Source organism: Streptomyces sp. SCA2-17, assembly GCF_044336695.1.
The window spans coordinates 47,677-64,251 of record NZ_CP117521.1; the positions used below are offsets into that span (position 1 = coordinate 47,677).

The 16,575-nt window shown below is 74.3% G+C and carries 5 protein-coding genes; 3 read left to right on the plus strand and 2 right to left on the minus strand.

Annotated features, from left to right (window positions below):
- Positions 1–437: 437 nt before the first annotated feature.
- Both PS271_RS00245 and PS271_RS00250 read left to right on the plus strand, forming a co-directional pair.
- Positions 438–953, plus strand: coding sequence for a GNAT family N-acetyltransferase (locus PS271_RS00245; RefSeq protein ID WP_398378950.1), 516 nt, complete (start codon positions 438–440; stop codon positions 951–953).
- Positions 954–1,224: 271 nt separating this feature from the next.
- Positions 1,225–3,021, plus strand: a complete 1,797-nt coding sequence (locus PS271_RS00250; protein WP_398378952.1) for a protein-arginine deiminase family protein — start codon at positions 1,225–1,227, stop codon at positions 3,019–3,021.
- A gap of 20 nt (positions 3,022–3,041) precedes the next feature.
- Here PS271_RS00250 and PS271_RS00255 read toward each other — a convergent pair whose 3' ends face one another.
- Positions 3,042–3,794 (minus strand): HNH endonuclease family protein, encoded by a 753-nt coding sequence (locus tag PS271_RS00255; RefSeq protein WP_398386606.1) that lies wholly within the window; start codon positions 3,792–3,794, stop codon positions 3,042–3,044.
- Between the two features lie 287 nt (positions 3,795–4,081).
- Here PS271_RS00255 and PS271_RS00260 point away from each other — a divergent pair, with 287 nt between their 5' ends.
- Positions 4,082–12,355 (plus strand): type I polyketide synthase, encoded by an 8,274-nt coding sequence (locus PS271_RS00260; protein ID WP_398378953.1) that lies wholly within the window; start codon positions 4,082–4,084, stop codon positions 12,353–12,355.
- On the opposite strand, the gene PS271_RS00265 is transcribed toward PS271_RS00260, so the two are convergent.
- Positions 12,291–16,574, minus strand: coding sequence for a hypothetical protein (locus PS271_RS00265; protein ID WP_398378955.1), 4,284 nt, complete (start codon positions 16,572–16,574; stop codon positions 12,291–12,293). The two genes, PS271_RS00260 and PS271_RS00265, sit on opposite strands and share 65 nt — an antisense overlap.
- Position 16,575 lies beyond the last annotated feature (1 nt).

Here is a 16,575-nt window from a genome sequence, read left to right on the forward strand (position 1 = left end):
GCACCTGCTCCCGCGGTGCCTGCCACCGAAGATGAATGGTCCCCTCCACGATCAGGCTCGTCGTGCGGCCGGGCATCGTCCACGATGACCAGCACGGCCTCCACCGGAAGAAGGACGGGAAGGCGGCGGTCCATCCGGAAGGAGGAGAGCGCCGCGATGTCCGTGGTGGCCGCATTCAGCGGCCGCAATATGGGGAGCGGAGATTTCCGGTCGGTGTGGTAGACATGGGACGTACGTGTTGATCCGGATCGAGGACGAACAGGGAGGTGGGGTTGATGACCGCGCTCAAGGCCACTGCGACGAGCAGCGCCCGGACCGCCCCCGCGTCCCGGGCGACGGCCTGACCCAGGCACCCCGCCTCGCACGCGCACGAAGCGTGAGCCCGCGGGGCCCGTCCCTGCACGTTTTCCGACCATGAAACGGATCTTCATCCCGTCATGCGTACCCACAGCAACTGGATCACCCGCGCCGAAACCGGCACCGACATCCCCGCCGTCCGCGAGATCGTCCTCGCGGCCTTCGGGACGCCGCTGGAAGCCGATCTCGTCGACGCCCTGCGCAACGACCCGGCGTGGATCGACGGACTGTCCGTCGTCAGCACAGGCGAGGACGGCAAGCCCGTCGGCCACGCGCTGCTGACCCGCTGCCACATCGGCGACACCCCGGCCCTGTGCCTGGCCCCCGTCTCCGTACTGCCCGAGCACCAGGGCAGCGGCGCGGGCTCGGCCGCCATCCGCGCGTCGCTCGCCGCGGCCAGGGACATGGGCGAGCGCTTCGTCACCGTCCTCGGGCATCCGGCGTACTACCCGCGGTTCGGCTTCGGCCGCGCTTCCGCGTACGGCATCGGTCTGATGATCGACGTCCCGGACGAGGCCATGATGGCCATGTCGCTGGACGAGGCCCACCCACTGCCGAGCGGCACCGTCCGCTACGCGGCTCCCTTCGGAATCTGACGTCCCGGCACCCGCCGTGCGGGGCAGGAGCCCGGCTCCTCCTCGCCCGGTGGGGCACCCGCCGGCATCCGCAACGGCCTGGGGAAAAGTCCGTTGCGAGGGCACTGCTCCATCCCCAGGGCACCCCCGGCGGCGGGAAGTCGGGGTCGGCTGCCCCCGTCTCCACCCGTGAGTGGAGGCGTCTCCACCCCGGGCTGCACCGAAGGATTCAACCCGCGCTCCACCCGGTGGCCGATGCGGCACGGTGCCCGGCGGCGCGAGAGTAAGCGGCATGAAGAGAGCACTGTTCACACGGACTTCGCTGGTCGGCGTGCTCGCCTGTACGGCGGTCGTCGCCGCGTCGGCGTCTCCGGCCGCGGCCCGGTCCGCTTCTCTGTCCGCTTCCCCGGCCGCGCGGCCCGGGTTGCGTATGCCCGAGGGTCCGGTCGTGCTGCCGAATCTTGATGACGACGCACGCCGCTGCACCATGCGCCCGGGCGATCTGGACCGGCTGGACGTGGCCGTCGACGAACGGCTCGCCGCGTGCAATGACGCCGCTGACGACGTGGTCAACGGCGCCGACGACGCCAAGGACCTCACCCCGCTGACGGTGGCGCCCATGGCCGTGGGCAGGAACGCCCAGGCCCGGGTCTCCCTGCCCGCCTCCCAGAGCCCTTACGCGCGCGTGTTCGTCGTGCGCGACGGGAAGTACGTCTCGCTGGGGTCGGACGGCCGTCTCGGCGCGGAGGAGGTGCGGCGCGGGGTGCGGCTGGCCGTGGAGGCCCGTGACATCGTGCGCGACCGGAAGCGGTGGGACGGGCGCATAGAGGTGACGCTGTCCGTGACGGAGCGCGGGGTCACTCGGTCCGCCCGTGCCGGCATGCACGTGGCGCCGGTGCTGTTGCAGCACGATTTGCAGCGTGCGCAGCACGTCTTCGCCGCGGCGCCCGGGCCGGGTGTAGGGCAGCCCGTCGAGGTTCCGGCGGCGAGCCGGCCTCCGGGGCAGTGGCAGGAGTTCGCGGACTCCCTGCGCAAGGCGGCGAAGGAGTCCGGCCTGCCGGAGAGCGAGCTGAGGTTCCAGCCCGGCACGTCGCAGTGGTGGCGTGACATCTGGCGCCAGGACATCGCCGAGCCCGGGTACGTCACCAGGCCGACGCCCCACGGTCCGCAGACCTTGCGCATCCTGCTGCGCTCCCCCAACTACTGGACGGCCGCCGACGGCCGCTCCGCGAGCCTGCGCCGGGCCGGCCGGCTGCTCTACCGCGACCTGCGCGGTCCCGGCGTGGGCGTGGTCCAGCAGTACACGCCCACCGCGCAGCGCGAGAAGAACGTCGACGAGCTGCTGAACTTCACGGGCAACTTCGAGTCCCTGCCGCCGTACGCCGGTCACCCGCAGGGCCGGATCCTCTACGGCAGCAGCGCGGAGCGCCGCCCGGACCCGTCGTTCGTGGGCATGCTGACCGCCCAGGGGCAGCAGCCGCCGGTCGTGCTGGACACGTCCTGGCTTCTGGTCGGCCATGTCGACGAGACCGTCCACGTCGTCCGGGCGGACAATGCGCGCGGCTGGACCCTGGCCGTGTCCGACCCCCGCAAGGCCGTGGAGCTGCTCAAGGAGGCCCGGCGAGCCGGTGAGGGCGGACAGCGTCTCTTCGCCGGCACGGACGCCGAAAACAAGCCGACCGTGGATCAGCTCCTGCGCTACGAGGAGCACGCCGGTGACAACGAGGACGCCGCCCGGCACATCGACGGGCAGTTGTCGGTGCTGCTGCGGGAGACGGGGCTGAAGCCCCGGGAGATCGTCCGGCTGCCGGTGCTCTACTTCAGGACTGACGTGGGCAAGGGCCTGCCGAAGCGCCACATCGCGCTCTCCCCCGCCCTCGCCAACGGCCTGTCCCTGACCTCGCGCGACTACGCCGCGCCCGTCCCGCACGGCCCGCGGGTCGCCGGGCGTGACCTCTTCCGGGTGGAGGCCGAACAGGCGCTGGCGACCGGCGGCGTGCGCGTCCGCTGGGTGGAGGACTTCTCCTGGGCGCACCTCAGCGGGGGCGAAGTGCACTGCGCCACGAACGCCCTGCGGGAGATCACATGACGGAAGGGGCGGACGACGGGTCAGGAAGTGCAGGTGTCCAGCATGGTGGTGAGCATCTTCTTCTCGTCGTCGGTGACGGTCAGGCCGTAGGTGGACTTCACCGAGGTCCAGGCCCGGCTGTACACGCACCAGGCGGCCTTCGACGGGGGCTGCCACTGGTCGGGGCTCTGGTCGCCCTTGCTGCGGTTCGACGCCGCGGAGACGGTGAGTACCTGGGGGTGCGTGAGGTCGTTGGCGAAGGCCTTGCGCTTGTCCGTGGTCCACTGGTCGGCGCCGGAGCGCCAGGCGTTGGCCAGCGGGACGATGTGGTCGATGTCGACCTGGGAGGCGGCCGAGAAGGTCTTGCCGTCGTAGAGGCTCTGCCACGTGCCGGACACCGCCCGGCACTGGTCGTCGCGCTTCACGTCCCGGCCGTCGCGCTCCAGGGCCGTCTCGCGGGTGTCACACTTGTTGCCCTGCTGGGCCCAGTGCGGGAACTTGTCGCGGCTGTAGCCGGTCATCGGCCGGGGCTTGGCCACCGTCAGGCCGGACAGCTCCTTGCGTGCCTCGCCCGCCGACGGCAGCCCCGGCAGGACGTCACGGCCGCCGCTGCCCTTGCCGTCCCCCGGGGACGGTGCCGAGGCCGAGGCCGAACGGGACGGGGACGCGCTCCGGGACGGCGACTTCGAGCCGCCGGCCTTGCTGTCCGAGCTGTTCCCGCCGCAGCCGGCCAGCGCCAGCCCGGCCGCACACACCAGCGCCACACCCGTCCCGACCCGCAACTGATGCCCCATCATTCCCGCACTCCCCCACCCATCGCCGGATCGCCCGCTGCCAGGCTTCCCGCCAGGCATTGCCGCAAACGGAACGAAAATGCCATCGATCTCTTTATTCGGCAAATCCGGCACTCAGGGTGACGGTGCGTGTACCGGGCCAAGTGGGCTTCCTGGTACGGGTCTCGCCCAAGGTGACGGCCGCAGACAGCAGAGCCGCCTTCAGGCGGCCTTGGCCAAGACAGATCGGTACGGTGTGCGGGCGCGAGTGATGGCGTTCGACCCGGTGGCCGAAGAGGTGGGTGGGGATGGCGGACGTACGCGGCGAGTTGATCCGTGCGGTGCCCGGCATGCTGCGGGATCACGCGGCACGGACCGGGGGAAGGACCGCTTTCCAGGACGCCCGGCGGGGCGTGACGTACCGGGAGCTGGAGGAGTGGACGGCACGGCTGGCCGGTCATCTCGTACGACTGGGGGTGCGGCGCGGAGACCGGGTGGCACTCCTGTTAGGCAACCGGGTCGAGGTGGCGGAGGGCCTTCTCGCGGTGCTGCGGTCGGGGGCAGTGGGCGTTCTGCTCGATCCCGGGGCGGCGGATGAGGAGCTGGCCCATCTCCTCGGCGACAGCGGCGCAGTCGCGGTCATCGCTGAGGACACGTTGCTCCCCCGGGTCGCCCGGACGGCCTCCGGCCTGTCGCTGACCGTGGCCGTGGACACGGGCGTCGTCCCTGACGCACTGCCTCTGGGCACGCACTTCTTCGAGCAGCTCGCGCGGACGGATCCCGGCGCGTCTCCCCGGGACGACCTGGGCCTGGATGAGCCCGCCTGGATCCTCTACACGTCGGGTATCACGGGGCGGAGCAAGGGCGTGGTCTCCAGTCAGCGCGCCGCGCTCTGGTCGGTGGCGGCGGCCTACGCGCCACTGTGGGGGCTGGGGCCGCAGGACCGGCTGCTGTGGCCGCTGCCGGTCTCCCACGCCTACGCGCTCTCCCTGGGTCTGCTGGGAGTGGTCGCCGTGGGGGCGGGCGCGTACCTCCTCGAACGGGGCGCGAGCGTTACGGATGCGCTCGGCGAAGGGGCGTTCACTGTCCTGGCCGGCGTGCCCGCCACCTACCACCTGCTGGCGGAGGCCGGGCGTGAGGGCCGGCGGCCGCGGCCCGGCCTGCGGCTGTGCGTCACCGCGGGCGCCCCCTGTCCCCCGGCGCTGCGGGCGGACGCTGAGCTGCTGCTGGGCGCTCCGCTGCTCGACGGCTACGGCAGCACCGAGACCTGCGGGAAGATCGCGGTCGCCCGGCTCGGCGGCCCCCGGGACGACGGCTCCGCCAGGCCGCTGCCCGGCGTCGAGGTGCGGCTGGCCGATCCCGTGAGCGGCGGCGAGGTGACCGGCGGGGAGGAAGGGGAGATCTGGGTCCGGGGCCCGAACCTCATGCTCGGCTACCACGGCCGCCCGGAGGACACCGCCCGGGCGTTCAAGGACAGCTGGTTCCGTACGGGGGACCTGGGGCGCCGTACCGACCGCGGCGGCCTGCGGGTCACGGGCCGCGTCAAGGAACTGATCATCCGGGGCGGCGAGAACATCAACCCGGTCGAGGTCGAGCAGGTGTTGCTCGGCTGCGCCGGTGTCGCCGACGCGGCCGTCGTCGGCAGGCCGCACGATGTGCTGGGCGAGGTGCCGGTCGCGTTCGTGGTCCCCGGTCCCGAGGGCGTGGAGGCCGGCCGGCTGCGAGCGGAGTGCCGGGAGCGGCTGTCGGGCTTCAAGGTGCCCGACGAGGTGTACGAGACAGGTGCCGTGCCCCGTACCGCCACCGGCAAGACCGACCGCCCGGCGCTGGCCCGGGAGCTGGCCGAGCGGCTGGTGGCGGCCCGCGAGGACGCTGCGGCCGCCCTCGGCCGGAGCCTGCGCGACCTGGCACCGTCCGCGCGGTACGACGCCGTCCTGCGTCTCGTGCTCGCGGCGACGGCGGATGCGTGCGGAGCTCCCGTGCAGGACCTGGCAGCGCACCGGCCCTTCACCGCCTTCGGGTTCACGTCGCTCCTGGGCGTGCTGCTGCGCGACCGGCTCGGCGCGGCCACCGGCCTGGATCTCCCGGTCACCCTGGTGTTCGACCACCCGACGCCTGCCGCCGTGGCCGGGTTCCTCAATTCGGCACTGCCCGGCGGGCCGTTGCCGGGACGATCCGCGTCCCCGTCCACCGGCAGGGCGCCGCGTACGCCCTCGCAGGAGCCCGTGGCCATCGTCGCCATGGCGTGCCGGTACCCGGGAGACGGGGAGGACGTCACCTCCCCAGAGGAGCTGTGGCAGCTGGTCGCGGACGGAGCCGACGCGACCTCGGACTTCCCCGAGGACCGTGACTGGGACCTCGGCTCCCTCCACTCCCCCGACCCGGACCGGCCCGGCACGTCCGTCACCCGGCGCGGCGGCTTCCTGCGCCGGGCGGCCGACTTCGACGCCGCGTTCTTCGGGATGTCGCCGCGCGAGGCGCTGGCCACGGACCCGCAGCAGCGGCTGCTGCTGGAGACCACGTGGGAGCTCTGTGAACGGGCGGGCATCGATCCCGCGAGCCTGCGCGGCAGCGACACCGGCGTCTTCGTCGGCGTGATGCACGACGACTACGCGGGCCGCTTGCTGCACCACGGTCCGCACGCCCTGGAGGCGCATCTCGCGCTGGGCTCGTCCGGCAGCGTGGCCTCGGGCCGCATCGCGTACACCCTGGGTCTGCACGGGCCCGCCGTGACGCTGGACACCGCCTGCTCGTCGTCGCTGGTGGCGATGGACCAGGCCGCGCGGGCGCTGCGCTCCGGCGAGTGCGCGCTGGCCGTGGCCGGGGGTGTCACCGTGATGGCCACGCCGGCGCCGTTCGTCGCGTTCAGCAGGCTGCGCGGCCTGGCGCCGGACGGCCGGTGCAAACCGTTCGCCGCCGCGGCGGACGGCACCGCATGGGCCGAAGGCGCGGGCGTGGTGCTGCTGGAGCGGCTGTCCGACGCACGGCGCAACGGCCACCCGGTCCTGGCCCTGCTCCGCGGATCGGCCGTCGGATCCGACGGCGCCTCCAACGGCCTGACCGCGCCCAGTGGTCCGGCGCAGCAGCAGGTGATCCGCCGGGCCCTGGCCGACGCCGGGCTGTCTCCGGCCGACATCGACACGGTCGAGACGCACGGCACCGGCACGGCCCTCGGCGACCCCGTGGAGGCGCGGGCTCTGCTGGCCGTGTACGGGCAAGGGCGGCCCGGCGACCGGCCGTTGTGGCTCGGTGCGCTGAAGTCCAACATCGGGCACAGTCAGGCCGCGGCCGGGGTCGGCGGTGTCATCAAGACCGTCCAGGCGATGCGCCACGGGCGGCTGCCGCGCATCCTGCACTGCGAGGAGCCGTCCCCGCACGTGGACTGGTCGCCGGGCGGCGTACGGCTGCCGGTGCGGGAGGAGGAGTGGCGGCCCGCGCCCGGGATGCCGCGGCGGGCCGGGGTGTCGGCGTTCGGCATCGGCGGGACCAACGCCCACGTCATCCTGGAGGAGGCCGTCGAAGAGACCGCCGGGCCGGAGCTTCCCGGGCCGGAGCCTCAGCAGGTGGAGCCGTGGAAGGCGGTGCCGCCGCTCGTGCTGTCGGGTGCCGGCCCGCAGGCCCTGCGCGCGCAGGCCCGCCGGACCGCCTCCCTGCTGCGGCAGCGGCCGGGGCTGCGCCCGCTGGACGTCGCGTTCTCCCTGGCCACGACCCGGGCCGCGCTCGCGCACCGGGCGGCTGTGCCGGCGGGTGACCGCGCGGCGCTGCTGAGCGCGCTGGACGCGCTCGGCGGGGGCGGCGCGGCCGGCGCCGGGGAAGAGCCGGGGGCCCCGGGGCGGCTGGCGCTGCTGTTCACCGGCCAGGGGGCGCAGCGGCCCGGCATGGGGCGGGAACTGCATGCTGCGTTCCCGGCTTTCGCCGCCGCCTTTGACGTGCTGTGCGAACGGTTCGACGCCGAGCAGGAAGCCGGGCGCGCCGGGGGCTTCGGGCGGCCCCTGCGTGCCGTGCTGTGGGCGGAGGAGGGCAGCAGCGACGCCGCGCTGCTGGAGCGTCCCGATGTCGCGCAGGCGGGCCTGTTCGCCTTCGAGGTGGCGCTGTTCCGGCTGCTGGAGTCGTGGGGCGTTCGGCCGGACGTCCTGGCCGGGCACTCCGTCGGGGAGGTGGCGGCCGCGTACGCGGCGGGCGTCCTGTCCGAGGAGGATGCCGTGATGCTGGTCGCGGCACGGGGTCGGCTGATGCGGGAGCTGCCCGGCAACGGGGCCATGGTGGCGGTCGATGCTTCCGAGAAGGAGGCGGTGGAGGCATTGGAGTCGTCGGCGGCCTCCCGCGGGCCGGGCGAAGGCGTTGCCATTGCCGCGGTGAACGGTCCGCGGTCGGTCGTCCTCTCCGGGGAGGAGACGGCCGTGCTCGCCGTCGCGGCCCGCTTCGTCGCGCGCGGACGCCGTACGGCGCGGCTGCGGACCGGTCACGCCTTCCATTCGCCGCTGGTGGGGCCGATGCTCGCCGAGTTCGGCCGGGTCGCAGCCCGGCCGGCGTACCAGCCGCCGCGCATCCCTGTGATGTCGGCGCTGACGGGCCGTCCGGCTGCCGGGGACGATCTGCGCACCGCGGCGTACTGGGTGCGTCACGCCCGCGAGACCGTACGGTTCGGGGACGTCGTACGGCGGCTCGTGGACGAGGAGCGGGTGACCGCGTTCGCCGAGGTCGGCCCCGGGGCGCAGCTCACCGCGGCGGCCGCGGGCGCCTTCGCCGGTGAGGGGCGGATGTTCACGGCCACCGTGCGATCCGGTACGCGGGAGCCGGACGCGGTCCTGGCAGCGCTCGGGCGGCTGCACGTGCACGGTCTGCCGGTGGACTGGCAGGAGGTGTACGCGGACAGCGGCGCGCGGCGGGTGGAGCTGCCGACGTATCCGTTCCAGCGGCGGCGCTACTGGCTGACCGGCCCCGTCGCCCCTTCACCTGCCTCGGGCGGCGCCCACGGCCACCCTGTGCTCACACAGGCGACGAGTCTGCCCGGCACGGAACGCTTGTTGTGCACCGGTCTGTTGTCGGCCGCGGTCCAGCCGTGGCTAGGCGATCACGTCGTCGCGGGGCAAGCGCTCGTGCCGGCCTCCGTGTTCGCCGAGATGGCGCTCCATGCCGGGGACGCGTGCGGGCTGGAGGTCCTGGAGGACTTCGCCCAACTAGCCCCGCTGCCACTGCCACTGCCCCTGCCGCTGCGCGGTGGCGGTGGCCGTGTCCAGGTGCAGGTGTCTTTGAGCGAGCCGGACGGGTCCGGTCGCCGTACCGCCGACGTCCACTCCCGTCCGGAGGAGACGGGTGCGCTGGGCACCTGGACGCACCATGCGACCGGGCGGCTCGGCCCTGCTGCCGGGCGACCCGGCGGGCAGCGCGGGAGCGGCGTCGGTGCCTGGCCGCCCGCGGGCGCTGTGCCCGTGGACCTCACTGCCGCTTACGCGCGCCTGGCCTGTGCCGGTTACGCGTACGGGCCCGCCTTCCAGGGGGTCACGGCCCTCTGGAAGGGGCCGGACGGTGAGGTGTTCGCGGAGGTGCGGCTGCCGGAGGGTGCGGGGGAAGAGACCGGGCGGTACGGCATCCATCCCGTCCTGCTGGACTGCGCGTTGCACGCCACGCTCCTCGCCGCGCCGGGCGCCGGACCCGCACGGATGCCGTTCGCCTGGCGGGGCGTGAGCGTGTACGCCGTCGGCGCGACGGCCCTCCGCGTACGGGTCCGCGCCACCGGTCCGGACACCGTCACTGTGGACCTCGCGGATCCCGCGGGGCGGCCGGTGGCCCGGGTGGACTCACTGACCACGAGGCCGGTGCGGAGCCCGGCCGAATCCGCCGCCGTGGGCGCGGGCGCGGGCCAGTCCGGGGAGCTCTACGCTCTACGGTGGGTCGCGCTCCCCACAAGTGCCGAGCAGGCCCCCGACGCTGCGGCGCCGGCCCTCACAGCGGGCACCCCCGCCGCGACGGCATCAGCCCCCTGTGCGGAAGCCCCGCCCCCGGCTGCGCCAGCCCCCTCCGGGCAAGCCGCCGCCACTCCCGCACCAGCCTTCTCCGTAGGCCTGCCCGACGATCTGGATCTCCGTTCCGCCTTCCCCGGCTCGTCTTCCGTCCGGTCAGGGGCCGGCCCCGAGACAGTCGTCGTCTCCCTCTCCGTCTCGCCCGAGGGCGATGATCCGGTCGCCGAGACGCACGGCCTGACCACCCGGGCGCTTGCTCTTCTGCAAGATCGGCTGTCCGGGCCGGCGGCTCCCGGGGCGCGGCTGGTCATCGTGACGCAGGGTGCCACCGCGCCCGTGCCGGATCTGGCCGCTGCTGCCGTGTGGGGGCTGGTGCGGTCGGCGCAGGGGGAGTATCCCGGGCGGGTCGTGCTCGTGGACACCGACGGGCGGGCCGAGTCCCTGCGGCTGCTGCCTGCGGCCCTCGCCACCGGTGAGCCGCAGCTCTCCCTCGTCGCAGGCGCTGTGAAGGTTCCCCGCCTGACGGCACACCGCGAGGGGCCCGTCGCCCAGGCGTCCCTCGGTGCCGGCACCGTGCTGATCACCGGCGGCACCGGGTCCCTCGGCGGGCTCCTCGCGCGGCACTTGGCCGACCGGCACCGTGTCCGGCACCTGGTGCTCCTCAGCCGCCACGGCCTCCAGGCTCCGGGCGCACGGCGGCTGCAAGCCGTGCTGGAGGAAGCGGGCGCCCGCGTGGACGTCCTCGCCTGCGACACCGCCGACCGCGACCAGACGGCGGCCGTGGTCCGGACGTACGCCGCCCGGCTGACCGCCGTCGTGCACGCCGCCGGGGTCCTGGACGACGGGGTGCTGGAAGGGCTGACGCCCGGGCGGCTGGCGGCGGTGCTGCGGCCCAAGGCCGACGCGGCCTGGCTTCTGCACGAGCTGACGCGGCAGCTGCCGCCGGCGCACTTCGTCCTGTTCTCCTCGGCGGCTGCCCTGCTGGGCAACCCCGGCCAGGCCGCCTACGCCGCGGCGAACGCCTTCCTGGACGCCCTCGCACAGCACCGCGCGGCCCTCGGCCTCCCCGCGCTCTCCCTCGTCTGGGGACCATGGGCGGACGAGGCAGGCATGGCGGCGCGCACCAACCGCCCCGAAGCCCAGCAAAACCGCGGCGTGCTGGACGCGGTGTCCCCCGCGCAAGGGCTGGCGCTGTTCGACGCCGCGCTGGGCAGCGGCGAGCCGGTGCTCGCGCCGCTCCTGCTGAACCGTTCCGGGCAGGCCTCCGTCCCACCGCCGCTGCGTGGGCTGCTGCGCGCGGCCCGCCCCGTCGCCGCGCAGTCCGCGAGCGGAACGATGGACGACGGCCCTGCGGAGACACCCGGCGCGTGGCGCGAACGGCTCGCGGCGCTGCCCGTGCCCGGACGGGCCCCCGCCCTGCTGGAGCTGGTCCGGGCGGAGGTCGCCGCCGTACTCGGGCATCCGGAGGCGTCGGCCGTGGCTGCCGGACGGGCCTTCGCCGAGCTGGGTTTCGACTCACTGACGGGGGTACTGCTGCGCAACCGGCTCGGCATGCTGACCGGCCTGCCGCTGCCCGCGACCATCACGTTCGATCACCCCAGCACGGCGGAGCTGGCCGGCCGTTTGTACGAGGAACTCGCCCCGGCCCTACCGGAAGGGACCGCTGCCGCGCCCCAAGCCGCACCGCCTGCCGCACCGCGCCCGCAGCAGACGGCCGCGCGCCCGCCGCAGACCCTCGCCTCCCTCTACCGGCGGGTGTGCGAGACCGGCGACGCCGTCGCGGCGATGCGCCTGCTGATGACCGCGTCGCTCGCCCTCCCCGCCTTCGATCGCACCGCCGCTGCGCGGCACGCGCTCGCTCCGCTCGAACTGGCGGAAGGCAGCGGCAGTCCGCTGCTGGTGTGCTTCCCGGGCTTCTCCCCCACCTTCGGCGCACCCTGGTACGGCGCGCTGGCCTCCTGCTTCGCGGGCGAGCGCGAGGTCGTCGAGGTCCGGCACCCCGGAGTCACCGAAGGGGAGGCCGTACCGCGGGACTGGCAGACCTTCGTGGAACTCCACGCAGCCACCGTGCGCGAGCGCGTAGGCGACAGCCCGTACGCCGTCCTCGGCTATTCGATGGGCGGCTGCCCCGCGCACGCGGTGGCCGCGCGGCTCGCCGCCTCCGGCAGGCCGCCGGCCGGCCTCGTCCTCGTCGACACCTACCCCGTCACCACCGAGCACGAGGCCGAGCCGTGGCTGTCCGGCATGCTCGCCCGCCTCCCGCTGGGCATGGGCGAGCCGTTCGACACCGCCGTGGACGACATGGCCATGGCCGCCCTGGGCGCTTACACCCGCATGACCCGCGGCTGGCACCCGGAGCCGGCGGACGTTCCCACGCTGCTGATACGCGCCGCCGACCGGCTCCCGGAGTTCCCTCCGGCGTCCTGGCCGTCACCGCACGTCGCCGTGACCGTCCCCGGCGACCACTGGAGCATCAACGAGGAGCACGCCCCCACGACGGCCGAGACGATCCGGACCTGGCTGAGCACCTCACCCCGTCAGCCAGCCCTCCCCCTCACTCCTCCAAGACGATCCGGCCGAGCAACGTCACCGTCAGACCGAAGTAGTCGGCATGGATGAGCCGCCGCGCCACCGGCCGATCGGCTCCCCCGGCCGTGACCGTGCCGGTGGCCGTGGCGCGGTCGGTGAGGTAGGTCTCGTGTTCCTCGATCAGGAGCCGGTAGTCGGTGAACAGGGCGATGGCCGGCGGGGTGAGGTCGCCGGTCCAGGCGAAGCCGGTGCCGCGGGCGGTGCAGGTCAGTTCGACGGCCGGGGCGGCGGCCGCCCATTCGAGGTCGCCGGCGCCCCGGCCGCGCTTCTGCACCGTGGCGACGACGCGGCGGCTCGCCGCCATCGCGGCCCGGCCCGTGCCCGCGAGCGCGCCCAGCGCGTTGGGGGCGGCCGGACCGGTCAGTTCGAGGTGGATCTGGTTGCCGGTGGCGGCCATGGCGGCGGTGACGGTGCGGTCGGGCAGCAGCTGGATGAACTCCGCGAGGGCGACCTTCGACATGTGCAGGGGGTCGAGGGAATAGGGCTGGTAGCGGGCGAGGGCCAGGCGCACGTAGGGAAAGTAGGCCGGGCTGTCGGCGAGGTCGCCGAGGTCGACGTCGATGTCGCAGGACCACAGGCCCAGCCGGCGGTCGAACACGGGCGGGAAGAGAGCCAGCGGGACGGTCACGGGCGCGTCGCCGGCCTGCTCGGCGAGCACGCCGGTGGCGGTGCGTTCGGCGTTCGGGAAGTTGGCCGGCTTCAGGCGGGGCAGGACGGAGTCGTCGGCCCATACGGGATCGGTGCCGCAGCGGGTGACCAGTTCGGCGGGCAGCTTGCTGCCGGGGTCGAGGACGACGGCGAGGAGTTCGTCGTCGCCGGAGGAGAACCAGGGGCGCTTGAGGTAGACGCGGACGCCGGCGTGCCGGCGGGCCCGGGTGACGCGGTGGAGGGCGTGGTCGACGGTGCGCTGCCGGCTGAAGGTGGGCACGAGATGGCTGATCACGGGCGGTTCGGGACGCCGCGTGCTGGGCACGGCCCAGCCGTTGCCGGAGGGCCCGGTGCTGCCGGGGCCCGGGCTGGTGATGAGCTCGGTGCGGTCGGTGATGGCCGGGTGGAAGTACTCCCGGAAGCGGGTCGTCGCGGTCGGGGTGTAGGTGACGTTGCGGTGCCGGGTGTCGCGGAACTCGTGGCGGATCTCGCCGTGCCGGAAGTCGCCGAGTCTGATGTCGTTCTCGGCCGGCTCCACCGTGATCTCGCCGATGTGGTCGTGCCCGGTGATCCGCCGGGGCTCCGGCTCGGTGGCGTCGTCGTGCCACTCCGTCCACGTGGCGTCGAGGTCGACCCGGCCGGTGCTCTTGGCGTGGGTGCGCAGGGAGCCGGAGAGCGCGGCGAAGGTCCGGCCGGCCTCCCGGGAGAACGTCAGGTCTCCCAGCACCGGGGCTTCCAGCGGCCGTTCCACGGCGTGGACGAGGGTGACCTCCACCCACGGGGTGATCATCCAGTTCTCGCCGGCGGCGGCCGCGGCCGTCAGCTCGTCCTTCTGCGGCTGCGGCAGCCGCGCGGGGTCGTTCCACAGGGCCGAGCCGGTCAGGATCCGCCAGGCGCGGAAGAGGTCGAGGTCGGCGGCGTCGACCCGGCAGCTCATGCGGACGGTCGCGGTCTCGCCCTTGGGCAGGAAGACGGTCACGACGCCGCCCGCCCCCTGGGACGGCGGGCCGTCGCCCTCCTCGATCCTCAGCCGCAGCGGACGCGCCTGCGGCCAGGGCCCGGTGAACGCGTACGTCTCGTTGGGGCGGGCGCCCGGCAGCCCGCGCAAGGAGACGCCGCGCGCAAGGACGTCGGGCAGGTAGGGCAGGAGCAGCTGATCGGCGCTGTGGATGACGTACTCGCCCTGTTTGAGGCCGGCGCCGCGGGCCACGGGGAGCTCGGTGAGGGCCGAGGTGTCGTGCGGGTTGTGCTTGACGACGTGGATGGCGTGGGCGGCCTTCAGGTCGCGGGCGATGCGCGGGTTCTCGGCGAGGCGGACGACCGTGTCGAGGTACGTGCCGGCCTCGCGGGAAGCCGCGACGAAGTACTCGCTGCGCACGTCCGCGGATTTTCCGGGGCCGAAGACGCCGTCGTACTGCCCGTGCTGCTCGGCCATGATCAGGGAGGTCTTGGGCGGGCTGACGTGCCGCTCGTCGAAGGAGCGGTAGCGCCGGTCGGGGCCGTCGAAGGGGTCGCCCGGCCCGTGGTCGGGGACTTCGCCGTTCCTCCGCGTCGACCACTCCAGCGGGGACATGGGCGTGCCGTGCTCGTCGACGGTGCTGCGGATGACCAGCCGCGGCTCGGACTCGCCCTCCAGGAACGGCCACTTCGGGACGATCACGGGCGGCGGTACGGGCTCCCACCGCGCGTAGGTGACGGGGTCGGTCGCGGTGCCCTCGACGGCAGGGGCCCCGGGGGCGAGGCTGTTGCCGGCGAGGTCGACGAGCCGGGCGCGCAGCCGGTAGGTGCGGCGGTAGCGCAGGGCGGGCAAGGTGCCGGCGGTCGGCCGGAACGTGGCGTCCAGCGGGAATGCGGCCGACACCTCCGGGTTGGGCACCTGGGGTTCGTTGTCGGCGCCGATCGTCCGGCCGGGCGGCGGCGCGGCCAGGCTCCAGCCGTGCCAGCCGAACAGGGCCTGGTGGACGAAGAGCTGGTTGGCGCCGGTCTTGTCGCCGGTGACGGCGGTGGCCTTGACGCTGCCTTCGTCGGGGGCGGCCGCGATGGGGACGGCGGGCTTGCCTGGCGGTCTGAGGGCGTAGTCGCCGGTGCGGGCGCAGAGCGGATACCAGGTGGTGACGCGGCCCGTGGCGGTGTCGACGACGCCGACGTCCACGCGATAGCCGCGGACGAGGTGGGAGGCGTCGAGGACGGCGGCTTCGACCGGCTGGCCGTCCGGGCCGACTCCGGCGGTGTGATGGGCGTCGGCGGCCATCTGGTCGGCCAGGGAGGCGTCGCGGCCCTCGTAGAGGACGGTGAGGCCCGCGCCGTGCAGGGCCGGCAGGGCGGTGGGCTCGCCGGAGGCGGCGTGGCCCGGCTCGCTCACGCCGGTGAGCACCTGGTCGACGATGCGGGAGAACTCCACGTACTTCATCGCGGCGCCGTCGACGTCGAGGTCGAGGGTGTGGACCTCGTCGGCGCCCAGCTTGAGCATCCGGTGGCCGTGGAGCCCGTCGTCGGCCGCGTACGCCTCGAAGCGCCGGCCCTCCGCGTGGCGCAGGACGGTCCACGGGCGCAGCTTCTTGTCGGTGTTGAGCTCCTCGTGCGCGGCGGTGAAGGAGACCCGGGCCTGCCACTGGTCGGCGAGCCCGGGCGGGGGCGTGACCAGGAGGTCGAGGGCCAGGCCGAAGCGGCGCAGGAGCTCCGGGTAGTCGGCGAGGAGGGCGCAGGCCGCGTGGAAGTCGAGGTCGGGCGACGTGGGCGGAGGGGCCGGTGGAGGCGGAGGGGGCGGCGCGGCGGGAGCGGTGTCGCCGGCCTGCCGGGCCGGTGGTACGGGGGGCTTCGCGGGGGTCGCGCGGTCGTAGAAGCGGTACGTCTCGGCGAGGGCGAGCAGGTCGCGGTCGTTCTTGTACTCCGGCCCGGTGCGGTCGATGCACAGCGGCCTGAACGGGTCGGGGGGCGCGGCGGCGTGCGGGCCTCCGCCGCCGGGCGGCTCCTGGATCAGCCGGTCGAGCCGGCTGTAGAGGGTGGCGACGTCGCTGGAGAAGGCCCGGACGGTCCGGGTGAGGTTGCCCGTGAGGTCCTGTGTCCGCGGATGGTCCCAGCTCCCCGGAGCCTCGGCGCCCGGAGCGTCACCGGCTCCGTCCCCAGCAGCGGCGGCCGCTCCGAGCTGCGGATCGCCGCCGGTGCCGGGGAACGCCCGGCGGTGGGCCGTGGCGGTCGCCGCCGCCTCGTACAGCGACGTGATCTGCTCGTGGACGGCCCTGCTGGGGAACGAGCGCAGGGTGGGCGGCCCGGTGGGGGCTGCGGCGAGGGCGCCGGGGGGCGGGCTCACCTTCGTGTCGGGGCCGAACAGCTGCGGCCACAGGGCGCTGTCGGCGGGCGGGAAGCGGTCGGTCTGCGGCTGGGTGGGCACGGACACGGTGGTGCCGCCGGGGCTCCGGAACTCCACTTGGAGGGCGGCCGCGTAGTCGCGCAGGGTCTTCGGCCAGTCGTCCTTGAAGCCGGGGAAGGACTTGAGGGTGTCGGCTCCGGTCAGGCGCGGGCTCACGAGGACGGTCAGCCGGAGCTTTCCGCCGGGCGCCGTCCCGTCGGGCAGTACGGTCCACCGGATCGTCTCGGGCATG